At 49.2% G+C, this 23,763-nt stretch carries 18 protein-coding genes; 4 read left to right on the forward strand and 14 right to left on the reverse strand.

What is annotated here, in order from left to right; all coding sequences use genetic code 11:
- Position 1: 1 nt before the first annotated feature.
- From EZV72_RS03470 to EZV72_RS03500, 7 genes are all read right to left on the reverse strand, one after another.
- Positions 2 to 496, reverse strand: coding sequence for a chemotaxis protein CheW (locus EZV72_RS03470; RefSeq protein ID WP_137165924.1), 495 nt, complete (start codon positions 494 to 496; stop codon positions 2 to 4).
- Positions 493 to 2,469: a chemotaxis protein CheA gene (locus EZV72_RS03475; protein WP_137165925.1), complete on the reverse strand. Its 1,977-nt coding sequence runs from the start codon at positions 2,467 to 2,469 to the stop codon at positions 493 to 495. The genes EZV72_RS03470 and EZV72_RS03475 overlap by 4 nt, the downstream gene beginning before the upstream one ends.
- A 15-nt stretch (positions 2,470 to 2,484) precedes the next feature.
- Positions 2,485 to 2,850, reverse strand: a complete 366-nt coding sequence (locus tag EZV72_RS03480) for a response regulator (RefSeq protein WP_137165926.1) — start codon at positions 2,848 to 2,850, stop codon at positions 2,485 to 2,487.
- Positions 2,851 to 2,934: 84 nt separating this feature from the next.
- Positions 2,935 to 4,128 (reverse strand): methyl-accepting chemotaxis protein, encoded by a 1,194-nt coding sequence (locus tag EZV72_RS03485; protein ID WP_137165927.1) that lies wholly within the window; start codon positions 4,126 to 4,128, stop codon positions 2,935 to 2,937.
- Positions 4,129 to 4,389: 261 nt separating this feature from the next.
- Positions 4,390 to 5,565 carry a pyridoxal phosphate-dependent aminotransferase gene (locus tag EZV72_RS03490; RefSeq protein ID WP_137165928.1) on the reverse strand — a complete coding sequence of 392 codons (1,176 nt, stop codon included), beginning with the start codon at positions 5,563 to 5,565 and terminating at the stop codon, positions 4,390 to 4,392.
- Positions 5,566 to 5,581: 16 nt separating this feature from the next.
- Positions 5,582 to 6,403, reverse strand: a complete 822-nt coding sequence (locus EZV72_RS03495; RefSeq protein WP_137165929.1) for a sulfite exporter TauE/SafE family protein — start codon at positions 6,401 to 6,403, stop codon at positions 5,582 to 5,584.
- 103 nt (positions 6,404 to 6,506) lie between these two features.
- On the reverse strand, positions 6,507 to 9,152 hold the full coding sequence (locus EZV72_RS03500) for a TonB-dependent receptor plug domain-containing protein (RefSeq protein WP_137165930.1): 2,646 nt from the start codon (positions 9,150 to 9,152) through the stop codon (positions 6,507 to 6,509).
- A 497-nt stretch (positions 9,153 to 9,649) separates the two neighbouring features.
- Here EZV72_RS03500 and EZV72_RS03505 point away from each other — a divergent pair, with 497 nt between their 5' ends.
- A complete protein-coding gene (locus EZV72_RS03505; RefSeq protein ID WP_137165931.1) occupies positions 9,650 to 10,648 on the forward strand; it encodes a LysR family transcriptional regulator in 999 nt (332 codons plus the stop codon).
- On the opposite strand, the gene EZV72_RS03510 is transcribed toward EZV72_RS03505, so the two are convergent.
- From EZV72_RS03510 to EZV72_RS03520, 3 genes are all read right to left on the reverse strand, one after another.
- Positions 10,639 to 11,400, reverse strand: coding sequence for an endonuclease/exonuclease/phosphatase family protein (locus EZV72_RS03510; protein ID WP_137165932.1), 762 nt, complete (start codon positions 11,398 to 11,400; stop codon positions 10,639 to 10,641). The genes EZV72_RS03505 and EZV72_RS03510 overlap by 10 nt on opposite strands.
- Positions 11,388 to 13,574: a VTT domain-containing protein gene (locus EZV72_RS03515; protein WP_137165933.1), complete on the reverse strand. Its 2,187-nt coding sequence runs from the start codon at positions 13,572 to 13,574 to the stop codon at positions 11,388 to 11,390. Before EZV72_RS03515 ends, EZV72_RS03510 begins: the two co-directional genes overlap by 13 nt.
- A gap of 212 nt (positions 13,575 to 13,786) precedes the next feature.
- Complete coding sequence (locus EZV72_RS03520) at positions 13,787 to 14,374, reverse strand: porin family protein (protein WP_137165934.1); 588 nt, start codon at positions 14,372 to 14,374, stop codon at positions 13,787 to 13,789.
- A gap of 534 nt (positions 14,375 to 14,908) precedes the next feature.
- Here EZV72_RS03520 and EZV72_RS03525 point away from each other — a divergent pair.
- The gene (locus tag EZV72_RS03525; RefSeq protein WP_137165935.1) at positions 14,909 to 17,749 is read left to right on the forward strand and encodes a TonB-dependent receptor plug domain-containing protein; all 2,841 of its coding nucleotides are present in this window, start codon (positions 14,909 to 14,911) and stop codon (positions 17,747 to 17,749) included.
- 68 nt (positions 17,750 to 17,817) lie between these two features.
- Here the strand turns inward: EZV72_RS03525 and EZV72_RS03530 are convergent, their stop codons facing one another.
- The 3 genes from EZV72_RS03530 to fucP all read right to left on the reverse strand — a co-directional run bounded on the left by EZV72_RS03530 (position 17,818) and on the right by fucP (position 21,022).
- A complete protein-coding gene (locus EZV72_RS03530) occupies positions 17,818 to 18,342 on the reverse strand; it encodes a hypothetical protein (protein WP_137165936.1) in 525 nt (174 codons plus the stop codon).
- 405 nt (positions 18,343 to 18,747) lie between these two features.
- Entirely contained in the window at positions 18,748 to 19,704 is a 957-nt protein-coding gene (locus tag EZV72_RS03535) for a carbohydrate kinase family protein (RefSeq protein ID WP_137165937.1), read from the reverse strand.
- A gap of 16 nt (positions 19,705 to 19,720) precedes the next feature.
- A complete protein-coding gene (fucP, locus tag EZV72_RS03540; RefSeq protein WP_137165938.1) occupies positions 19,721 to 21,022 on the reverse strand; it encodes an L-fucose:H+ symporter permease in 1,302 nt (433 codons plus the stop codon).
- 209 nt (positions 21,023 to 21,231) lie between these two features.
- Between fucP and EZV72_RS03545 the strand changes: the two genes are divergently transcribed.
- Together EZV72_RS03545 and EZV72_RS03550 are read left to right on the forward strand one after the other, a co-directional pair.
- Positions 21,232 to 22,413 carry an ROK family transcriptional regulator gene (locus EZV72_RS03545; protein ID WP_137165939.1) on the forward strand — a complete coding sequence of 394 codons (1,182 nt, stop codon included), beginning with the start codon at positions 21,232 to 21,234 and terminating at the stop codon, positions 22,411 to 22,413.
- A gap of 90 nt (positions 22,414 to 22,503) precedes the next feature.
- Positions 22,504 to 22,794, forward strand: coding sequence for a putative quinol monooxygenase (locus EZV72_RS03550; protein ID WP_137165940.1), 291 nt, complete (start codon positions 22,504 to 22,506; stop codon positions 22,792 to 22,794).
- Positions 22,795 to 22,860: 66 nt separating this feature from the next.
- On the opposite strand, the gene cyoE is transcribed toward EZV72_RS03550, so the two are convergent.
- Entirely contained in the window at positions 22,861 to 23,745 is an 885-nt protein-coding gene (gene cyoE, locus EZV72_RS03555) for a heme o synthase (RefSeq protein WP_137165941.1), read from the reverse strand.
- Positions 23,746 to 23,763: the final 18 nt, after the last annotated feature.

A 23,763-nucleotide genomic window follows, 5' to 3' on the forward strand; every position in this document is an offset into this window, starting at 1 on the left:
TTTACTTGTCCCCACCATCGTTATGGGAGTCGAATAATCCTAGCTCTTCACTGGAAATCAGGCTCTCAATATTGACTAAAATAACCATGTGCTCACCGACTGAAGCAAGCCCGTGTAAATACTGACTATCAAATGCCACGCCAAACTCTGGAGGCGGTCTGACCTCATCGTCGGTCAGGCGAATCACGTCAGATACCCCGTCGACCACAATGCCGACAATGCGGTCCAGTACATTGAGCATAATGACAATGGTAAACTCGTTATAAACCGGTTCACCCACATTGAACTTAATGCGCAGATCGATAATAGGCACAATATCGCCACGCAAATTCAGCACACCTTTGATAAATGGCGGTGCATTGGCGATTTTTGTCACCGGCTCATAACCACGGATTTCCTTTACCGAGGTAATATCCAGCGCATAGTGTTCGTCGCTCAGAACAAAACTTAAATACTCATTTTGTTCATGCGAAATGGTTTGTTCTGCGGTGTTCATGCCAGCAATTCCTCTTCTGCCAGTGGACGGCATCGTTCTGCGATAGAGTCAGCATCCAGGATCATGGCCACCCGGCCATCACCCATGATGGTGGCACCGGAAATGCCCGGTACCTTACGGTAGTGTTGTTCAAGACTTTTAATGACAACCTGTTGTTGTCCCAGCAGGCTGTCGACCAGAATGCCATAGCGGCGCTTACTGCTCTCCAGCAGCACCACAATGCCTTCGGTGGGTTGTTCAATCGCGTCGTCCACATCCATCATCTGGTGAACAGCCACCAGAGGCCAGTATTGTTCCCGTATCCACAACAGGTTGTCATTGCCGATACTCTTTATTTGCTCGCGGGTAGGCTGAATGGACTCGATGATATTGACCAGCGGTACAACAAAAATCTGGTCGCCGATAGCGACGCTGATACCATCTACAATCGCCAGGGTAAGCGGTAACTGAATATAGAATGCCGAACCATTCCCGGCCCGGGACTCTATGTCGATGCGACCGCCAATCGACTCGATATTACGCCGCACAACATCCATTCCCACCCCGCGACCGGACACATCGGTCACTTCAGCGGCGGTTGAGAAACCAGGCTGGAAGATCAGCTTCCAGACTTCTTTATCGGGCATGTCATCGGGCGCCGACAATCCGTTTTCTCTGGCTTTAGCAACAATGCGATCGCGGTTCAAACCAGCCCCATCATCAATGATACTGATAACAATATTGCCGCCTTTTTGCTCGGCGCGCAGAATGACGGTTCCGGTTTCGCTTTTACCGGCTTCAACCCGGGTTTCGGTTTTTTCGATGCCGTGGTCGATGCTGTTGCGTACCAGGTGAGTAAGCGGGTCAACCAGTTTTTCAATCATACTTTTATCAATTTCTGTGGCGCCGCCTTCAATGACCAGATTGACCTTTTTACCCAGTTTGGTAGACAGATCCCTGACCACCCGGGGGAAGCGGTTAAATGTCATGTTAATAGGCAGCATCCGCATCGACATGGCGGACTCCTGAATCTCCCGGGTATTGCGCTGCAGTTCACCAATAGCGGTTTGCAGCTTTTGACCCACAGTACCGGTAACCTCTTCACTGATCATAGACAGCATAGACTGGGTAATCACCAGCTCGCCGACCAGATTGACCATAGAATCAATTTTATGGGTGTCGACCCGAATGGATGAGGTTTCCTTAGCCGCGGTTTTGGTGTCTGCGGCTTTGCGTCTGGACCCTGGCTTAACCTCTTCTTTAATCTCGTTACTTTTGGCCACGCTTTTTACATCATCGCGGATTTGCTCTACTGGCTTGAAAAAACCATATGGCTTAATCTCATCCGGTTTAACCGGCAGGGCAGACTCATCATAAAAGCCAAATGAGTCCGACATGTCTTGCTGTCCCTCCGGAGCTACAGACGCCACGGCCGCGGGTACTTCTGCCTGTTGTCCGACTACCGGCTCATCGTCATCAAAAAAGCCAAAGCCATCGTCGGCGACAGGTTCATCGTCATCAAAAAATCCAAAACCATCGTCAGCGGCCTGACTAGCCGACTCAGCGGCGGGTTCACCGTCTTGGGGCGGGGGAGCATCACCGGCTGATTTAGCCAGAGCTTGTTCTAACGCTGCCACACCTTGCTGAATATCCTCGTCAGGTAAGTCGGACTGGCTTTTGTAGGCATCCAGAATGACTTTAAGCAGATCTACGGTTTCTAAAAATAAATCCACCGTAGGCACATCTAATTTAATAGTACTGTTGCGCGCCTTATCGAGCAGATTTTCCATCACATGGGTTAGCCCGGTCAGGGCGTCAAACCCGAAAATGCCGCTTCCTCCTTTGATTGAGTGGGCTGCCCGGAATATGCTGTTCAGCTGTTCCAGATCAGGGTCATCAACGTCCAGCTCCATAAGAAGCTGCTCCATATCGTCCAGGTGCTCCTGGCTTTCGTCAAAGAAGACGGCGTGAAACTGCTCGATATCTATAGACATAATAGTCAGTCCGGTTTAGCCAAGAACCTTACCGGCAATGGCCAGCAACTTATCAGGATCAAAAGGTTTTACCATCCAGCCGGTGGCGCCGGCGGCTTTTCCCTTAGCTTTCATGTCATCCCCCGCTTCTGTGGTCAGCACCACGATAGGGGTGCGTGTGTAAGCACTCATTTTTCGTAACTCACGAATCAGGCTCAGACCATCCATTCGGGGCATATTCTGGTCCGTCAGGACAAAGTCATAACGGTTGAATTTGCACTGGTCCAGGGCGGCCTGGCCATCTTCAGCAGTGGTTACTGCGTAGCCCGCGGATTTCAGGGTTACTTCCACCATCTGACGGATGGATGAAGAATCATCTACTGCAAGGATTTTTTTACTCATGGTCTAACACTCTACTGGTTTAATTCCTTCACCGACTAAGCAGTCGCGTCCATTTATCAGGTGGCTTGTAGCCCCTGTTGTATATCAAAATAACTCTACATCGCCGGCTTCTACGCTGGTTGCTGAGACGGGGTTATGGTCCAGATTGCCTTTGCTCTTCATATTTTCCCGGTAGTTTTGTAAATGCAGGGAAATTTCATTGACTGAGGAGGCGTTAAGAGTCTCCAACTGTTCAATAACAAACTGGAGAATTTCTTTGGTATAAGTAATGTTCTGGCCGTTCATATCGCCAAATTGCAGACCCCGGATAGAGCTACTGATAGCACCGTCAAGCTCACTTCCAATGCCTTCAAGCTTTGACGTTGTGGCGGCATCGGACTCGGCTTTTTGAATGATTTTGTCCAGCTCACCCTGAATGACCCGTTTTGCTTCAATGATGTAGCTGGTGTCCTGAGATGCCAGTTCACGAACATTCTGGGTCAGCTCGTCAATCTGTACACTCATGCTTTCCATTTGCTTTTTGATCACCCCGCTAAACTGGGTCGACCGGTTAGATAGCGCACGGACTTCATCGGCGACCACTGCAAATCCGCGACCGGCTTCACCAGCGCGGGCTGCTTCAATGGCGGCGTTCAGCGCCAGCAGGTTGGTCTGCGCTGAAATGTCATCGATATCACCCAGTGCTTTCATCACGGTGGGCATGGTGTCGTACACCAGGTTTACTTTTTCCAGAATAACGGAGGTACCGGCAGAGATAAGTTTGGTGGAGTCCAGAAACTGGTCCAGCGATTGCTCAGTACTGTCAGCAAAACTGCGCATCCGGGAGGAATACATTTCGTTGCTGTCGCTGTCGGTATGAATCAGATGAGTAATACATTCATTTTGCTCAGCAACCATGCTGCGCAAGGTGGTAAACGAAGAACTCAGTGTAGTGATAGCACTGTCCTGGGTGGCCATCACATCATTCAGGTTCGACTCGCAGGTACTGATGATACCGGCCAGCTCATTGGTCAGCCCGTCAATTTGACCCAGATCGGCAGCCTGATTCTGGCTTGCGGTGCTGGCCTGACTGACCGCTTCATCTGATGAACTGGCCGGCTGAGACAGATATGCCATGGCCAGTGCAGAGCCCATCGCCGCGATAGCCACGCCCACGTAGGCAAACTCCCAGAAGGTCAGGGCAAGCCCGGCCACCAGGCTGATACAGACACCGGCCCAGGCTGTTACCGGCACGGACATTCTGACATTTTGTTGATTTGCAATACTGCCACTTATCATAGTTTCACCTGAACAATATAACGGCAAAAGAAGAAATCTTTTAGCCACCAGGTCAGTTCAAACTGGTTTAAAACTGACCGCGATTAATAAAGTTATAGACAAGAATTGGCGTAATGAAAGGGAAATGAAAAAAAAATTGAAGTGTGAAATGTCACAAATGTCGTTTAGGGGCAGTGTGGCTGTATAGCTTAAAATCTAAGGGGGAGAGTATGGAAAAAGATAACGACCCTGTTTTTGAGGGTCGTTTTTTATACCTTTTTGTCAGGCCTTAATAGCGCTGTGCATTTTTTCCAGCGCTCTGGGCATGGCATTAACATACATCTGGACATCTTCGATGCGTCCGGTGCTGACCCGGGACCATTGCTTGTAGGTCCGATACTGGCCACGAATCAGAACATTCTGCTCTTCCATCGCTACTCTGAATGCCTCAGCGTCGCCATTTTTGCCTAAATCCACAAACATAAAGTTAGTGGAGGATGGTAAAGCCTGCAAGCCATTTTCCCGGATTGCTGTGGCAATCATGTCTTTGGCCTGAGCCACTTTGTCACGGGAGAAGGTTTTAAAGGCCTCATCCTTATAGCTGGCAATCGCCGCAGCCAGGCCGGCCTGGTTGATGGAATAGCCACCCATGCCATACTGGTTTATCCAGGCAATATTTTCTTCAGAGCCGAGCATGTAGCCCACCCGCATACCCGCTAAACCGTAAATTTTTGAGAAAGTTCTGGCCACAATAATATTATGCCCTTTATTAATCAGCGGAATCATTGAATGGCTCGGTCCATCCTCAACGAGCTCGTTATAAGCCTCATCCACCAGAACCAGTGTCTTTTTCGATGCTTTAATACAAAATGCCCGCAATTTATCCGGATCAAGAATTTTGCCGGTCGGGTTGTTCGGATTGCAGATATGCACCATGGCGGTGTTGTCATCTATTGAGGCATAGATACTGTCGAGATCGATACTCAAATCAGCGGTATTGGCTACGCGCACAATTTGCGGACCACCGGTACGGACTGGCGCCATCGAGGTGGTGTCCCAGAACAGATCCGGCCCCAGGATGACGCCTTTACTGGTAGCTGCGTAGGCGGCAAAGGCCAGTATCAGGCTGGATCCGGCGGTAATGGCTATGTTGGCAGATTTAAGCTGGTGGTTTTCAGCGATCATGTCCGCCAGATACTGACTGGCGGTGTAAGCATAGTAAGCCCCGCCTGAGGACGATGCATTGGCGATAGCTTTGAGCGCTTCGGGACTTGGGCCATATGGATTTTCATTGGCGTTGAGTTTGGCCATGCCGGGTTGTGGGCCATAGAACAGCTCGGATTTTGCTACCTGACTACTGGCAGCCAGTGCGCCAGGCGTGATGATACCTGAAGCACCGGCTGCCGTGGCAGCCAGACTGCCTCCTAAGAAAAAACGGCGGGAAGGGTTATAAGTCATATTGAATTCCTTTACGTTAAAGCGCTTTATAAAACATGCCAGCTGATACGATGACCAGATAGATACCAAATAGTCTTTTAAGGTTCTTTTCGCTGAAGTTGTGGGCCATGTTGGCACCCATTGGCGCGGTCATGATGGCGCCAATGCTAATCGCCACCAGCGCCGGAATGTTGATGTAACCAACCGTGCCAACCGGCAGCGGCGCGTTGTCGGCATGTCGCATGATCAGAAAGCCCAGCGCACCGGGCAGCCCAATTAAAAAGCCAACGCCTGCGGCAGTGGCAACGGCCTGCTGAATAGTGCGCCTGCACATTACCATGGTGATAACCGTCGGGGTGCCGCCGCCAATGCCGAGTAGGGCAGAAAAGCCACCCAGTACAAAAGCTAGCGAGGCACGGCCAACGCCGGTAGGCATGGAAAAGTGCACGCCGGGACGCACCACCAGATGAGGAAACAAAAAGTAAACCGAGTAAACCAGTACACCGGCGGCAAATACAATCTTCAGCCCATTGGCACTGGTAAAACTGGCAATACCCACACCGCCAAGTACGCCCAGAACAAGCCAAACCGACCAGGATTTAAGAACTTCAAAATCGACTGCGCCTTTGGCGCGGTGGGCGATAACACTGCGGGCGCTCGACACCACAATAGACGCCAGTGAGGTCCCGATAGCGACCTTCACCAGCTCTTCTGAGGCTTCAGTGAACATAGGAAATACAATGAGCAGGGCAGGTACCACCACAAAGCCACCGCCATTGCCAAATAAACCTGCGGTTAAACCGGCTACAGCGCCCGCTACACACAGAGTAAGCACAAACCATAACAGCTCTATTTCCATGAAATACCGACTCCCCGGGAAAGATGACGCATACAATTGAATAACACGGCGTTGCGACCGCCAGATGGCGGAAGCAACGTGATTGCGGATGAGAAATAGCGCATCAGAATTTTGCTACCAGCTTGGTGTAGTAATAGCCGCCCTGCCAGTCTACGATAGAATCTGAGCGGTATATCCTTCCACAACAGGCGTCGCCAGCCATATCCGGCGCGGATTCGTCCGGGTAGTTATCAAACAGGTTACGCACGCCGGCAATCAGCGATAGGGTTTCATTGATGTGATAGGTGCCTTCCAGATCTAAAAACCATTCACTGCTGAAGGTTTGGCTGGCGGTATTATCAAAATCGATTTGTGAGGTACCTTCAATCAGGCTGACCGAATCGATATTGGTGTACTCACCGTAATAACTTGCCCGGGCCACCACTTCAACATCATCAAAGGCATGCTTAACCGATAAAATAGCGCGACTTTCCGGTGTGCCATTTTCAAAGTCATACATATCTTCGGCGTTAAGAAACTCACTGGGATCTGAGTCAAATTCCGTGGTGTTGTAGTTGTATGATGCCGTGAACGTGGTCATTCCGTAATCGGACTCCATGTTATAACTGGCTACCACATCCACTCCTTCGGTCACGGTGTCAAAGGCATTCTGGAAATACCGGACCGCACCTATAGTTTCAGCGCCGACCACGTTGGCATTGGCCAGTGCAAGATAATTCGCATAGGCCTGGGGGTCACCCTGTGCATCGGAAGAAACATCGAGGGTGGAAATAGAATAAAAACGGTCTTCCAGGGCTATCCGGTAATAATCAACCGTCACGTTGAGGGGGCCGTAGTCCGCTGTCAGGCCGAAAGTCACATTGGTCGATGTCTCCGGGTCCAGTAAGTTGGCCCCCAGCGCCTGCCCAACTGCACTGCTGGCCGGAAATAGCCCTGTGGCTACCGGGAAGCCATTAGGCAGGGCAGTGGATACATTGGTTGTGCCCTGCTGGCCGGGAGTGGGCGCACGAAAGCCGGTTCCGTAAGAAGCCCGAAGCCCCAGTTCTTCTGTGAGCTGATAAAAACCGGCCACTTTATAAACCAGCTCTGAACCCATATCCGAATAATCTTCGTAGCGCAGCGCTGCCTGACCGTACAGGCTATCGGTGATATCGCCACTCAGGTCAACATACGCAGAGTAGGAGTCACGATCATAAGATCCTGAAAATTCGGGAGAATAACCGGGAAAGCCGTTTGAGCCCACGCCCATGATCTGATAAACCGGATCGTCACTGTTGGCGCAATTCAGGGAAGAGCCGCTGGCAACAACAGCGGTACCGGCTGCGGTTGCGGTGCCATCAGCACAAAATCCCCAGGGGTCGGCCACCGAGTAATCACCGGCCAGGTAGGATAATTCTTCTCCCTGCTCAATATCATAACCTTCATCAAGATAACTCAGGCCAAAGGCAAAAACATAGCTGGCAAAATCATAGGTGAAGTCAGCCTGAATCTGGGTTTCCTCATTGGATAATGCACCAGGACTGAATGAGGTGGGTGTAGCATCGCCTAAAGACGGGTTAATGGTATTGCTGATGGTGTAGTCAATTTCATCATAACCGTAGCGGGCACTGATATCATAGCCCAGTGCGCCCACCATCCCTTTAAGCCCGGCAACCGCAGAATAATCGGTTATCTCGCCCTTAAAACGGGGCGTAAAACCACCCGGGTAGATGGACAATGGGCTCCATACTGAGCCATCCTGCAAGCGGATGTTTTCAATCGTGCCGTTTTCCGGATAGCGATAGAAAAAAGTGCTGTCACCGTCTTTCTGGCTGTAGTTACCAAAGCCGTACAGTTCCATGTCGGAGGAAATCGCATAGCCGGCGTTAATGAAAATAAGCGTAGAATCAAAATTGGGCCGGCCCCATGGCTGCACGACATCTGCGCCATGAACCGATTGTGCCATCTGTTCGGCTGCGGCATAAAATTCTGGTGTCAGGTACTGATTATAATCGGCGTCCGGATTGAAATTCGGATCATCGGGATTCAGACAGAATGCGCCGGTACAATACTGCTTAGCCCGGCTGGTGGCTTCGTTATCACTATATTCAGCCGAAATACTGATAAAACCGTCATCGCCTAACGCAAATCCTTTATTGCCGGTGAGCACAAGGGTTTCGCCATCACCTTCATAGAACTGGCCGTATTCGGCGGTAAACATGCCGCCCTCGGTATTATTTTTCAGCTGAAAATTGATAACGCCGGCAATGGCATCCGAGCCGTACTGCGCAGCAGCGCCATCCCGCAGTACCTCAACATTGCCGATGGCTGCAGTTGGTATCATCGACAGATCCGGTCCCTGTGTGCCAGACCCGCTGGTCTGTACCAGTGCCGAGCGGTGCCGGCGTTTTGAATTAACCAGTACCAGGGTTTTATCAGTCGGCAGCCCCCGTAAGCTGGCCGGCCGGATAAATGCTGCGCCATCAGAAATAGGCTGTCGACCCAGGGTGTAGGAAGGAACCAGTGTTTTAAGAACATCGTTCATATCGGAAAATGCCACACCGGATAACTCATCTGCCGAGATTACATCTACCGGCACCGGCGAGCTGGTTACTGTACGCGGGGCCCCGCGGGCCCCGACAACCGCAATTTTTTCCATATCAATACTGGCCGCATCAGGTGTTTGCTCTTCCTGAGCCTGCGCTGCCAAAGTCATCGACAATCCGGTCAGACTTGCGCAAATAGTCGCACTTATTCTTTTTAGTTTCATGTGTATTTCCCAGTGTTGGATCGCCGAAAGTTTCTGTCGTTATGCCATTAACCGGTCGCCCCAGATTGGCTCATCACAGCACCACAACCATGCATGAATTATTATTGTCAGGTCGGTACATCACGCTGCGTGCAACAAAAGACTAAAAAAGAGAAGGGCGGTGAAGGAAGAGCAAAGAATATGGAGGGGGTATAAGAAAATACATTAGCCCCCTACTAAAGGCTTAATTTCTAAGCATTGTCCTGCTGGGTTAACAAACCAAATAAATTTTTTCTAACTGTCTGTTTCACCTGGTGTTAACAACTCAAACAGTTGTTTAATTCTGCTGGCATAGTAATTGCGATAGTCATTACCAGAGTAGTGGCCGTGATAATACGTTAGTAACACGTCTAAATTACTGAAATGTTGAGTAATTATTCTTTTCCGTTAGCAAAGCTGGTCACTCCCGCTGATGTAAGCAACACGGTAACCTATTGACTTTCAGGGCTGAAATCGGAATGAATTCAAAACAATTGCTTTATTTTGCTGTAACAGTGGAAAAAGGCAGTATTGCAGCGGCAGCCCGTGAGCTGGATATTGCGCAGCCTGCTATCAGTCAGCAGCTGGTTAATCTGGAACGGGAAATGGGCGCAGCATTACTGGAGCGCAGTTTTAAAGGCGTATCGCTAACCCCGGCCGGTACCATATTTGCCCGCCATGCCGAAGTGATGCTCAACGAAATTGAGCTCACCCGTCAGGCGTTGCAGCAATTGGTCAGTGAGCAAGCCGGCCGGGTGCGTATCGGGATGCTGCCGTCGATTAATAATGTACTGTCAATGGCACTGATTGAGCAGGTTAGTCAGCGCTATCCCAAACTGACGCTGGAAATCAGCACTGGCCCGTCATACAGCGTGAAAGAGTGGCTGGAAACAAATCAGATAGACATTGCGATCACCTATGAACAGGAAATCTCTGTCAGTACTATGCGCTGCACTCCGTTGATAACAGAAAATATGTATCTGGTGGTGGGGCAGGGCGAAGCCTGTGAACAGTACCCGGCACTGCAACACCGTCAGACCATCGACTTTTGGGAGCTAAGCCAGTTTGAGCTACTGACGCCAGGCGATAAAGATGCGCTGGGCCGGCTGATTGCCATGTATGAACGTACCACATCGGTTGCTCTTAAACACAACCGGGCGTACAGCGGACACCTGATGACCGGACTGCGTCAGGTGATGCAGGGTGAGGGGTTAATGATTCTGCCATCATCGGCGATGTTTCACTTAGAAGACAGCGGCCTGATAAAATCAATTAAAATCACCGCGCCGCAAATGACCCGAGGTGTGCTTATGGCGACCCGGCGTTGTCGACCATTGAGCAATGCCATGCTTAAAATGATGGATGTCATCAAGGATGTGGTTGCCATGGAACAACGCGCCAATCACTGGCGCGGGGAACTGGCATTTGCCCAGGAGCCTGACCGGCATACCACCGCCCCACGGCCCGCTTACGCGTAATTTCTTCGCTGTAGAGGCTCCGCTGCACGTGTGACGGCGGGCGCTTTTGCCGGCGGCATATGAATATCCAGTTGTACTGGTAAATGATCGGACAGCACTTTGGTTCGCTCGTTTTTCAGCCGGCGAATACGTTTGATTCTGATGTCCTGTGTTGTCCATATCCGGTCCAGCGAAAATACCGGAAAGTGGCTGGGAAAAGTCGCCCCGACTGGGTGAGGCCGCAATACATCATCAATCTGATGAAATGCCTTGGTAAAAAACTGCCATTCGTTGAAGTCACCGCCGAGCACCAGAGGGGTCGGTACCCTGTTCAGCCGGGCCATAATATATTCATGTAACATGGCAAACTGAGAACGTCTTTCATGCTTTTTTAACCCCTTGTGGGTGTTGACTATCGTCAGCGGACCTTGCGGAGTTTCCACGGTAACGGTTTGAATGTTGCGTGGTTGAAAACCACTTTGGCTGACATCCACGGTCTGATTGCTGATAACCGGAAAGCGGGTAAGTACGGCATTGCCGTACCAGCCGGTGTCCTCGGTCAGTGCCGGTGATGGCACCAGTGTATAAATATTGCCTACACAGATATCCCTGATATCCTGCGTCACCGAGCGTTCGGCAGGACGGGTATCCATTTCCTGTAACAGAACAATATCTGCGTTACGCTCGGCCAGAAAATTGCCAATTCTGCGGTAGTCGTGTTTTTTATCCCGTCCTACGCCACTGTGTATGTTGTAGCTAATTATGCGACACATTCGTTAGATTTCGCCTTGTCTTTTTGTTTGCGTTCCTGATACCAGCGGGCAAACTTCTGAGATCCCCAGATCATTAATCCCCACAGAATAATTCCTCCGACCAGATAACTGATCGTCTCTGGCGATGGATTACGGAAAATATGCGTCAGGGAGTCTCCCACAAGACCTTTTGCGATCATTGGCGGGAACATCCCCAAGAACGTACCGGCCAGAAATTGAAACAGACCAATAGAAGAAATGCCGGCCACCAGATTTACCAGACTAAACGGTGCAATGGGGAGCATACGAATAGCAGCCACACCGACCACGCCACTTTGCTTCAGTTTCTGATCAACTGCATCAACTTTGGGTCCGCCAATCTTTTTCAGGCCAGCATTGCCCAGTACTTTGCCGACTCCAAACATGGAGGCTGAACTGAGTAATGCACCTAATATGCCATAAATAGGGCCCCAAATCGGCCCGAATACCGCTGCCACAGCAATAGATAACACTGTGACCGGGAAAAAGAGCAGGCCGCCAATAAGATACACCAGCAGCACAGTAGGCAGGGCAAAGTAGGTGCCGCGACTTTCTTCTAAAAAGGCATTGATACTGTCTGAACTTAACCATTCTATTGACTGGCTGGCCCAGTACATCAGTCCACCCAGAATGGCGACAAACAAGACACCCAGACCAATCATTATGGTGCGACGACGGGGGTTTTTCACCGGCATAGCGGTACCGTCGAGCGTTGGCATAGCAATCAGTGGCTCTTCTGGATCGGAGAATGAGCGATACAGGTTGTCGGCAGGTTGATCGGTAAAAATCTCATCATTAACCTGCGTCAGAATATAGCCGTGAGCCATCTGGCCTTCAATCACGGCCCGGGCCGGATTGGCTTCCTGCATCAGCTTAGCGGTAGTGGGCAGATCCCGTCCGGTATGCTCGGCCAGCAGATCATCCCTGACTTTTTCAATTTGGCGCTGGTTATACTCGTTGTTACCAAAATAAACCGTATCAATTTCGGTATCCAGGGTCATTGAGCGATTACTCAGGTTCGACGAACCGATCACCAGATATTTGTTATCAATCGCCGTCACTTTGGAGTGAATACGCTTGTAGGCTGTACGGCCCTGTTCATCAGTGATTGATGAGTAGGTCATGATTACACGGTCTTCATCAATACCATTACACAAAATCTTTTTAAATTCGATTCGACTGGCCCAGAACGCTTCACATTCAAAGCGGCCTTTGGGTTCATACGAGCTGACGATGATGACGTGAAGGTCCGGGCAGACTTTCAAACGACGGTTTAAGGCTTCGGCGATCTCCTGACGGCTGGTGAACTGATTCTCTATATAAATAACCCGCTCTGCCTGATCAATCAGATCCAGTAGCATGTGACGAACTTCCTGTACCGGCTCAACTTCATCCATAAAAGGAATGGTACGGGACAGCGCGCAGGTTACATTTTCAAACCAGGGGTCAAAGCCGTCCGGCCAGGCAGCAGGCAGTCCATCATCCAGACCTGTTTTGGCGTCTTCACGCATATCGATAGGCTGCGATTCAGCGACCCGCAGCCAGCGCCAGCGAACCAGTTCTCCGAATTCTTTTACCAGTGGGCCGGAATACACGGCCTGCACATCATGCAGCGGACCATATTCACCATCGGGACCATCGCGCTCAGCAGAAATAACCGGGTGGTCGCGAGTGTCCCAGCGATTTGTCGAGACATCCATGCCACCAGAGAATACAACCTCATCATCAATAATAATAATTTTCTGGTGCTGACTGCCGCCCATCGGAATGGAGTCATCCAGCACGGTTTCGACATTATCCGGGGTTTTTTCATCCCAAACTTCTTTGGCCCACATCTCGCGTTGCGCAAAAAAGGCCAGCGAAGAATCCCAGCGCAATAAATATACTTTCAGATCCGGATTTTGTTCGGCTTTCCAAGCCAGCAAATCGCTGACAACCGACGGCGCTTCAGAGCGCTTCTCATCTTCACCACGAATCAGCCGGATTCGGCTGTCGATATCCCAGCCTACAATGAAAATTGAATGTTTGGCTTTTACAATAGATGAGTGCAATGCCTTGTAATAGTTGGCGCAGTCGATCAGCGGGGTCGCGTAGGTGGCAGTATTACTGACCCAGCAGTTTTCTCCCTGTTTAAAGATCGAATCCGAATTGTCCATACTTCCTCCTGCGTTATTACGTAATGGCACTATATGCGCTTTGGAGTTGCATGATTTATTCCAGTCTATGGCGGGAATGGTTTTTCTATAAGTATCTGAATTGTATGGTTTATTTTTTATGAGGAAAAAGGGGGAATTATCGCAGAGGGTGAAAATGATAGATAACCTGTAGATTTTACCTGCAGTACACAGTGCACTGCAGGTCAGACTCATCAGAAACGGTATTCAACCCCAAGGCTGGCTTGTTTCAGGTCTGTATCAAAGTCGGTATCGCTCAGGTTTTCGCTAAGCTCGTCCGCATCTAGATCAGCGTCGTAAATCGTGTACTCCGCATTTACGCTGAAGTTGGGAGTGATGGCATAGTTGATACCGGCCCCGATAAACAGGCTTTCATCATCATAACTGCCACCCAAGCCTTGTACATCGTAATCAGACTCCCACCATAACTGACCGCCTTTCACAAATAAGGCAATGTTTTCAGTTACCGGCAGCATGCCTTTCACCGCGGCGGTGTAACCATCGGTGTCAGCACGGGACAGGCCAGTGCCATAGTCACCAAAATCAATGTAGCTGCCTTCAACCGCAAAATAGCGACTGAAACGATAACCTACCAGGCCTTGCCACATATCGTTATCGTCATCAAAGTCATCCTGACCATCCACTTTGAGGTAGCCATAATTACCGCCGACATAAAACCCTTCATGATCCTGAATAGTGTTATTGGTGACCTGCGCATAGGCCGCAGAACTGGCCATGACCGTCAGTGATAAACCTGTTAGCAGTTTTAGTGATGTGTTCATAATATGTCCTCGTAAATTAAATAGTGCGTGTTAGCTAATTATTAATAACTTCGACATTTAATTATCAATCTTCGTGCCTCCAGAAATATTTAATTTTTATATGTCGAATAGTTTGTTTTTTAAGATGAGTTGCTGCAATACGGAGTGTTGATTTAAAATTAATCAAAATAAAGAAGAATTATTTGCAGCATGTTGTAAGCGTTTCATTACTAAGTCAGAGGTTAATCAACACGATTTAATATAAGGTCCTGCTAATAAGGCATTTTTTACTAAATTTGTATATTTTTATAACGCCTGTTCAAATTTTGTGTTGTTTTTATCCGCTTGTAAAATTTTCTATATTTAATAAGTTTATGAAAATTGAGTAAAATTTAAAAAGTTCCCGCTATCTGTCGATAAATGTTGGTTTTTTGACTTTTCAATAATTAAAATGCGCGCCGAATTGCGAACAAAATAAAAACAAAAAATCAATTCAGACTGACTGGTTTTTAACCAGGTTCCAGCCTATAAAAATAAACTCTTTAGGAATTGACGATGAAAAAACTTGCAACCGCGGTCCAGCTTGCGCTGGCCGGTAGTGCTGCTCTGACTTCAGGCAACGTACTTGCACAGGACACCAATGCCGACAGTGCGAATGTTGAAAAAATCCAGGTAACCGGCTCACGTATTTCCCGTCAGGGGGCCATCGCGCCTTCTCCGGTCACCGCCATTTCCGGTGAATCATTAATGAACACCGGCGCCATGAATATCGGTGAGGTGCTAAATGAACTGCCAGCACTGGCCAACACCTATTCACTCAGTAATTCAAGCCAGTTTATCGGTACCGCCGGCCTGAATATTCTTGACCTGCGTGGTATGGGAACTGACCGCACACTGGTGCTGGTCGACGGTAAACGTCACGTATCTTCTTCTGCCGGTACCGCTTCGGTAGATACCAACACCATTCCTACCTCGTGGATTGAGCGGGTGGAAATTGTTACCGGCGGTGCATCAGCGGTTTATGGTGCTGATGCGGTAACCGGTGTGGTTAACTTTATTCTGAAAAAGAATATTGAAGGGCTGGATATGAGCGCGACCACAGGGTTTGCGCAGGAGAACGGCTACAAAAACGATAAATATCAGGCGTCGTACGGTTTTAATTTTGACAATGACCGCGGCAATATTGCGTTTGCTGCAGAGTATAGTTCTCAGGAAGCCCTGGAAGCCCTGGACAACCCATGGACAGCCACGCCATACCGCAACATGAGCTTTGAAAGTGTGATGGGGTACGAGCGTAGCGCAGAGCAGCTAAACTCTCCGGCTTATCCAGATAATATCTACACCGCCAATGCCGGCTATTATTCACTTAATAATGCTGGTGTGTTTGACGGAAACTCACAGTCTTTTAATGCCGACGGTTCACGTCACGAAATTTACACTGGTGAGGTTGTAGACGGACCTTTCTGTGCAGACTGCGACTCATTCAATCTGCGTCAGTTTACCCAGCTACAGCCAGAATTTGATCGCACCAACCTGAATGTTAAAGGTAACTACGCGATCAACAACGACACCACCGTGTACGCTCAGGCAAAATATGCCCGTACCCGCGCAGTTACTGTTGGTCAGCCGGCATTCTTCTATGGCGATCCTGAAACAACCATCAAGCGTGACAACCCGTACATGGACGATAGCGTTGCTGCTTATATGGATGCCAATGATCTGGATACCATCAACTTAAACCGGATGATGACTGACCTGGGGCGTCGTACCGAAGCGGATGAACGTGAAACCTACCGCTATGTAATGGGTATTGAAGGTGTATTTGCGGATGTATGGGAATATGAAGCGTTCCTTAACTACGGCAAAACAGAGTTGGAGCGCGCTAACCGCAATAACCTGAACCTGGTGAATTTTGAAAACGCACTGGATGCCGTACGTGATGAAGACGGCAACATTGTTTGTGCTATTGGCAGTGAAAGCGGTTGTGCGCCACTGAATATCATGGGCTTTGGCCAGCCTTCTGCTGACGCTATCAATTACGTTAATGTAACTTCAGTGGGTACCAGCAAAATTGAGCAATACAACGCAGGTGCAACCGTTTCCAACGCTGGCATTTATGAATTGCCCGCCGGTTACATAGGCTTTGCCGCAGGTGTGGAATACCGCAAAGAAAAAAGCGAAATCGATGAGCCGGAAAATGCTGAAAATACCTTTTTCAACGCGCTGGGCGAAGACAAAGGTGAATACGATGTCTCTGAAGTTTTCACCGAAATCACGGTTCCGCTGTTAGCTGATCTGCCTGGCGTGGAAATGCTGACCTTTGATACCGCGGCGCGTATTGCCAACTATTCTTCTATTGGTAATGCCAAAAGCTGGAAGCTGGGTCTGGACTGGCAGGTGTATGAAGACCTGCGGGTGCGTGCTACCAAGTCATCCGCCTTACGTGCACCGAATATCAGCGAACTATATGGTGAAGCCAGCCAGACGTTTTTCCGGGTGGATGATCCATGTCGTACAGAAAACCTGGCTGACCTGGCCAATGCCGATCAGCGTATTGCCAACTGTATGGCATTAGGCGTACCGTCTGACTTTAACTCCGACTATGACTCTGCCACGCTGGAAGGCGAAAACAGCGGTAATATTGACCTGCAGGCAGAAAAATCCATTTCAAAAACAGTGGGGCTGGTCTACACACCGGGTTGGTTCGACGGCTTCACAGCCACAGTGGATTACTGGGAAATTGAGCTGACCGATGCCATTACCACCATTGACGGTCAGACGATTCTGGATCGCTGTGTAGATTCTGCAACCGGTATTAATAATGTCTATTGTGGGCTGGTTAGCCGTGATGAGAGCACCGGTGAGATAACCCAGATTCGCAGCTCTGCGCTGAATATCGCGGGTCAGGAAGCCAAAGGTATTGATTTTGAGTTGGGTTACGACTTCGACGCACTGGAAGGCCTGTTCCGGACCAGTCTGATTGCTACATACCTCAAAGATCGTAAAGAATACCCATTCCAGGATAGTCCGGAAGACTTCTATCAGTATGCCGGAACTGCCGGTGAATCGGAGTGGCAGGGTGTATTTACCGTTAACTATAGCCGAGGTGACTGGGAAGCAAGCTGGAAAACCCGTTATCTGGAAAGTGCCAGCCTGTACGACAATCAGGAGCTGGCGCGTAATCCTAACCCAAGCAACCGTATGACACTGCCATCTTATGCAGTGACGGATGTGACCGTGGGCTATAACTTCGAAAACGGGCTGAGCCTGACTGTTGGGGTAGATAACCTGTTTAACCGTGCATTGCCAGTAGGCACAACCGGTACAGATGCCATTGATGGTGCTTACGATAACATCGGCCGCTTTGGGTATGTTACCGTGGCCTACAAGATGTAGCGTCATCTAATAAAAAAACGGCTCATCGAGCCGGTTTTTTTATGTTTGAATGACGCTGGTAGTAAGGGCTAGGCCGCTGCACTCACTACCCGGCATCTGGCATGCTTTTGTACCTGAGCCAGAAAGGCCGTTTCGTCAAAGCCGTCGGGCTGTGAAAACGGCGCATGAGAGGTAATGAATTCACGCTTGAACAGAGCTTTATCTAGTGTGGCTTCAGCCGTTGCGGTCTCCAGCATCACCAAATCCTCGTCAAACTCTTCAGCGAAGCCTTCTGCAGTAATATTTTCATCCAGTAATTTATCGGTAGTGCGAAACACCAGGTAATCACCTTTTACGTGAGTCATTGCCTGCTGGTAACAGGTATAGGTGCAGTTAACATCACAGTCGACATAACTGGCCTGCTTACCTAACGACTCAATGGTTTCTTTTAACCGGGAGGCCTGTTTGTGAGCAGCACTGGAGCTGTCTACCACCACAATGCGGGCCAGCGGGAAAGCGGATGAAATAGCTGATACCCGGGACAGAGCACCGGTATCATCACCGTGAGTTGCTACAATAAAATCTACATTCTGACCTTTATACAGTGAAGTCATAGCGTCAATCCTTGTTAGTGAACATCGCTGCCCGATGTCAGTTTAAAATGGCTGGCTGTGACTCTGGTATATCTTAGATACCTCAGTAACGAGCCGATATGTACACGTATACATATCCTATGCAAAGCCCATGCAAAACTGTCATCAAATAGGTTGATGTTGCGGACCGATACGCTTCTTAAATGAATGGCCTTTTAGCCAACTTACTGAAATAACTTAAACTTTTATTTTTTTAAGAAGCAGGGAAAAACACCGGCCTCCAGTTATGTAACAGGAAAAGGCATTCGGGGGGAGGGACGATAAGAATACTAGTGTTGCACTTTTGCACCCGAATGTGACAAAAGCACACAAAAAAGCCGGTGTTAACACCGGCTTTTTCAATAATGACATTGCAATGCTGAGTGGTTAGTTCATATCGTGCGCAGTGGGCAGTGCATCAAATGCACCAAACCGGGACACGGTAATTGCTCCACAGCGGGTCGCAAAGTCCAGTGCGCGGGTGATATTTTCAAAATCACTGGCCCAGTCACTAAAGGCTGCGCTGCTATCAATGCTGCTGGTTAGCTGATAAAGCACGCCACCAATGAAGGAATCACCGGCAGCGGTGGTATCAGACACCTGGGTTTTAGGCACCGCAAATGTACCGTCAAATTTCGCGGTATGATAAGCCACCGGATTACCACCGTCAGTGACCAGTACCAGCGACACACCGTCTTTCAACCACTGTGCAATTACTGCGTGAGAGTCATTGGCACCATATAGCTCAAGCAGTTCTTCGCGGCTGGCTTTAATAATATCCATCTTTGAGGCAGCCTGCGCAATGTGCTGCTCAACCCCATCCAGGTTTGCCCAGAAACCCGGACGATAGTTTATATCCATGCACAGTAAGGCGCCGGAATCTCTGGCCTTATCAATCAGCGCATTAGCACTGCCTGCCAGGGTGTCGGTAGAAAAAGAGCCAGAGCACATATGCACTACGCTTTGATTATCTAATGCTACAGCCTGGGTATCGGCAATCTGAATGTCTTTTTGCGCTGCATTTTCAACATAAAAGTCAAAAGTGCGCTCGCCATGCTCATCCAAATCAACAAATGCCAGAGCGGTTTTGCCCTTTGAAACCCCCACGTATTGGGTATCCACTTTGTAGCTTTTCAGCGTTTTACACAGAAACTTACCAAAGTTATCTTCGCCCACCTTTGACACCAAAGATGCCTGGCCTCCCAGTTTGGCTACGGCTACCGCCACATTCGCAGGTGCTCCGCCGGCAAATGGCTGAAACACTTTCTGAAGCAGCCCATTTTCGTCAGGTTGCTGCTTACCCAGCATATCAACCAGAACTTCACCGAGAGAAAAAATCTTCATATCTACCTCTGATAACTTATTTTGCGAAGGCGTCAGCAGCTGAAGTGCCTTGCGCTCGTTTCTTTAAATCAAATAAACTGTAGCCGGCGATAAGGGCAAAGCAAATCGCAGGAACAATAAACGACACCGCGGTGTTTACTGAGTCAATTATAGCAGCCTGGAATAATGGCATAATTGCGCCACCCAGAATAGCCATAACCAGACCGGCTGCACCAAATTTTGCGTCTTCGCCCAGACCGTCTAGTGACAGCGCATAAATGGTTGGGAACATCAGTGACAGACAGCCTGAAATCATGATCAGTGCAATCACGCCAGTCATATTGTTTGTTGCCATCATAATAGCGCACAGTACAACAGCGATGACGCTCATTGTAGTTAACAGTTTTGCCGGATGCACGCGGCTCATCAGCCAGGTCATGACAAAGCGAGAGATCAGGAACACAATCATACTGTATTGCAACACTTCACCACCAGTCACTTCATTGGTGTTCAGTGCTTCCATCACATACTGAATAGTAAATGTCCATACACAGGTCTGCGCTCCCACGTTAAAAAACTGAGCCATCACGCCGTAACGATAGTGTTTGTTGGCAAACAAACGGCCAACAGTGGCTCTAAAGTCTACCTTGGTTGACTTATCGTCATTGCTGTCAGATGTGGGTGAGCGGGTCAGGGCAATAGCCAGCCAAATAAGAACCAGGAAGCATGCCATTCCTACGTACGGTGTCATTACGGCTGTCAGCTCATCACTCACAATAGCTTTAAGCTCTTCAGCGCCCATGCTAGAACGTGCTGCAGAGTCAGCCGCATTCAGGTTAGGCAGAATCAGGGTCGCAGCCAGGAACACCCCCAGGTTGGTGCCTACCGGGTTAAATGCCTGAGCCAGGTTCAGGCGGCGGGTGGCGGTTTTTTCACTACCCAGGCGCATAACATAAGGGTTGGCAGAGGTTTCCAGAATGGACAAACCGCCGGCCAGAATAAATAAAGCAGCCAGAAAATAGCCGTATGTCATGGCCTGACTGGCCGGATAAAACAGAAAAGCACCGACAGCAGCACAGCCTAAACCGGTCAGCATGCCGGTTTTAAAAGAGAAACGTTTGTTAATAAAAGCTGCCGGAAGCGCCAGGCAGAAATAGGCACCATAATAGGCAAACTGGACCAGCGCTGACTGTAGCGCTGACATGTTAAAGGTTTTGCTAAACACCTTAACTAACGGATCCGTCATGTTGGCAGCAGTGCCCCATGCGGCAAAACATAAAACCAGCAAAGCAAACTGCAGCAGTTTGTCCCGAGGGACCAGAGAGGTAGTATTTTTCATCGTTTTAACCTGTTTCGTTAATTAATGGTTAACGTATTGGGTGCTAGTATCTTTGAGTTTAATTGATAAATCAACTTTGTTTACTTATTATTTTAACAACTGATAAGGGTCCCTGGGCATGTTTAAGGTGAAAATGACTGGTTGTGCAATAACTTGCGTGCGATGATTAATTGTAAAAGTGTTAGAAAAAAGTGAAGCGAACTAAGTAAATGGCGCACAAAAACGAAACAGAAAACGATCAAGTCAAAGGGCATGCCTCGATCCGCAATTTTAATGAACGCCGGATCCTGACCTTAATTCGACAGGAACAGGCCTTGCCCAAAGCGGCTATCGCCAAGCAGACCGGCCTGTCTGCCCAGTCAGCCACCATCATCATCAATAAGCTGGAAGAAGCTGGTTTGGTCAGTCGGGGCAAACCTCAGCGTGGACGCGTAGGCCAGCCCGTTGTGCCATTTGGTCTGAATCCGGAAGGCGCCTACGGGGTAGGGCTGAAAATAGGCCGGCGTAGCTTTGACTTAACGCTGGTTGATTTTGCCGGCGTGGTACAGGCCACTCTCAGCGAGCGCTTTGCCTATCCAACTGTTGATGCCTTATTAATGTTCCTGGAGCGGGGACTCTCTGCGCTGACGGTAAGCTTGTCTGATGAACAACAAAGCCGGATTGCCGGTTTGGGTATTGCCACGCCGTTTGAAATTTGGAATTGGGTGGAAGAGTCAGGCGCAGATCAGTCTGAACTGGAAAAATGGCAGGCATTTGATTTTCAGCAGCATGTGGGCGCCATTGTGAATATGCCGGTGTATATTTGTAATGATGACACTGCGGCCTGCTCAGCGGAGCTGACCTTCGGTAACCCTGAGCGGCTGTCAGACTTTATGTACTTCTTTGTCGGCACCTTTGTCGGCGGCGGCGTGGTTATCAATAATCAGCTGTTTACCGGCTTTAATAACAACGCTGGTGCGTTTGGCTCGTTGCCCCTTCGCAATGAACAGGGACGCTCCGAGCAGCTGTTGCAGCTGGCTTCATTATATCTGCTGGAAAGTAAACTGGATGCGGGCCAAAAAAACGCTCTGCATTCATTGACAACTGACTGGTCTGAATATGAAGAGGTGCTTACCCCCTGGCTTGAAAAAGCCGCTGATGGCATTGCTAAAGCCATAGTAACCACCCAGTCAGTGCTCGACTTGCAACGTGCGTTGATCGACGGGGCTTTGCCTGAGTTGGTGAAGCAGCATCTGGTTGAGAGAATAAACCAGAAGCTGGAACAATATGACTGGCGTGGCTTACATGTGATTAACGCAAGTCCGGGCGTAATCGGACCAAAAGCCCAGTCCATAGGCAGTGCCAACCTACCATTGATGGCAAACTTCTATCTGGAAAATCTACAGATATAAAAAGTTTATTTAAACCAATCAGATTTGCTTTCATGGCGTATCAATAAACAGGATTCGGTGCACTGTGCGCCATCAAAATGGAGGATATCTATGATTGCAGTTATTGCCACGCTTCATTGTGAAGCCGACAACGAAGAGCACCTGGTCAGTGCACTGAAAACATTACAATTTCATTCCAGACAGGAGTCTGGCTGTGAGCGCTATGATCTGGCCCGACGGGAGCTGGATGATAAAATTCAGTTAGTGGTCACTGAACTATGGAAAGATAAAGCTGCGCTGGATTCACATTTTCACGCTGAGCATTTCACCCGGTTTGGGTCGCAGGCGTCGGACATTGTGCTGGACAGCGAGATTATTCAGTATGAGGTTATCGAAGACTGACCGTGCAGTAAAAGCAACTGATACAAAAAAGGCTCCGAAATGGAGCCTTTTTCTTATATACAGGTTTTACTGAAACGCAAACAGCTGCGGTGCCACTGTGTGGTAATCCACTGCCATAGCAATGCTTAAGATCGTAATGTTCAAAATGGAATAACCAAACACCTGACGTGCCCAGCCAGTCACATCCACATCACTACGATATCCGCGCAATGCCATAATCAGCCACCAGATGCTGGTCAGCGCTGCCACAGCCATAAAGCCAAGGCCGGTATAGCCACTTAGTGGTAAGAGCATGGTGACCAGAGCATATACTGCGATGTATAAAACAATATGCAGTTTAGCTTTTTCAATGCCCTGAGCTACCGGCAGTACCGGTATGTTTGCCGCTTCGTAATCTTTGTAACGGAAGATAGCGATGGCATAAGAGTGAGGCATTTGCCACAGGCTGAACATCACCAGAAGGATGGCCGCACCTGCATCAAACTGTGCAGTGACTGCACAATAGCCTACCACTGGCGGAACAGCCCCGGAAAGACTGCCAACCAGTGTGCCGTAAACTGAGTTCCGTTTCATATACAAGCTGTAAATGCCTACATAAACCACATAGCCCAATGCTGCAAAAAATACAGCAACAGCGTTGGTGTAGGCTACCAGCAGTGCAAACCCGGCAATGCCCAGCACAATACCATGGGCCAGTGCCGCTTTTAGCGACATTTCGCCCGTGACTGTGACCCGGGTGCGGGTGCGCTGCATACGGGCATCAATGTCACGGTCAATACAGTTATTGATCGCGCAGCCTGATGCCACTACCAATGACAGGCCTAGCAGAGTTGCCACCATCAGCACGCCATCTACATCACCACGTGAGGCTAGTAGAAAGCCCCCGGCAACAGAGATGAGATTGCCCATGATGATACCAGGCTTTGTCACTTGTAAATAACGTCGGAACATCTAAACAGTTTCTCCAGC

The sequence above is a fragment of the Salinimonas lutimaris genome, from assembly GCF_005222225.1.
GTDB lineage: Bacteria > Pseudomonadota > Gammaproteobacteria > Enterobacterales > Alteromonadaceae > Alteromonas > Alteromonas lutimaris.

Bases quoted from the DNA above. Each gene is read 5' to 3' on its own strand.
- EZV72_RS03520 (WP_137165934.1), bottom strand. From the start codon at position 14,374: ATGAACACATCACTAAAACTGCTAACAGGTTTATCACTGACGGTCATG.
- EZV72_RS03470 (WP_137165924.1), bottom strand. From the start codon at position 496: ATGAACACCGCAGAACAAACCATTTCGCATGAACAAAATGAGTATTTA.
- EZV72_RS03550 (WP_137165940.1), top strand. From the start codon at position 22,504: ATGATTGCAGTTATTGCCACGCTTCATTGTGAAGCCGACAACGAAGAG.
- EZV72_RS03515 (WP_137165933.1), bottom strand. From the start codon at position 13,574: ATGGACAATTCGGATTCGATCTTTAAACAGGGAGAAAACTGCTGGGTC.
- EZV72_RS03505 (WP_137165931.1), top strand. From the start codon at position 9,650: ATGAATTCAAAACAATTGCTTTATTTTGCTGTAACAGTGGAAAAAGGC.
- EZV72_RS03490 (WP_137165928.1), bottom strand. From the start codon at position 5,565: ATGACTTATAACCCTTCCCGCCGTTTTTTCTTAGGAGGCAGTCTGGCT.
- EZV72_RS03475 (WP_137165925.1), bottom strand. From the start codon at position 2,469: ATGTCTATAGATATCGAGCAGTTTCACGCCGTCTTCTTTGACGAAAGC.
- EZV72_RS03500 (WP_137165930.1), bottom strand. From the start codon at position 9,152: ATGAAACTAAAAAGAATAAGTGCGACTATTTGCGCAAGTCTGACCGGA.
- EZV72_RS03545 (WP_137165939.1), top strand. From the start codon at position 21,232: ATGGCGCACAAAAACGAAACAGAAAACGATCAAGTCAAAGGGCATGCC.
- EZV72_RS03495 (WP_137165929.1), bottom strand. From the start codon at position 6,403: ATGGAAATAGAGCTGTTATGGTTTGTGCTTACTCTGTGTGTAGCGGGC.
- EZV72_RS03480 (WP_137165926.1), bottom strand. From the start codon at position 2,850: ATGAGTAAAAAAATCCTTGCAGTAGATGATTCTTCATCCATCCGTCAG.
- EZV72_RS03535 (WP_137165937.1), bottom strand. From the start codon at position 19,704: ATGAAGATTTTTTCTCTCGGTGAAGTTCTGGTTGATATGCTGGGTAAG.
- fucP (WP_137165938.1), bottom strand. From the start codon at position 21,022: ATGAAAAATACTACCTCTCTGGTCCCTCGGGACAAACTGCTGCAGTTT.
- cyoE (WP_137165941.1), bottom strand. From the start codon at position 23,745: ATGTTCCGACGTTATTTACAAGTGACAAAGCCTGGTATCATCATGGGC.
- EZV72_RS03525 (WP_137165935.1), top strand. From the start codon at position 14,909: ATGAAAAAACTTGCAACCGCGGTCCAGCTTGCGCTGGCCGGTAGTGCT.
- EZV72_RS03510 (WP_137165932.1), bottom strand. From the start codon at position 11,400: ATGTGTCGCATAATTAGCTACAACATACACAGTGGCGTAGGACGGGAT.
- EZV72_RS03485 (WP_137165927.1), bottom strand. From the start codon at position 4,128: ATGATAAGTGGCAGTATTGCAAATCAACAAAATGTCAGAATGTCCGTG.
- EZV72_RS03530 (WP_137165936.1), bottom strand. From the start codon at position 18,342: ATGACTTCACTGTATAAAGGTCAGAATGTAGATTTTATTGTAGCAACT.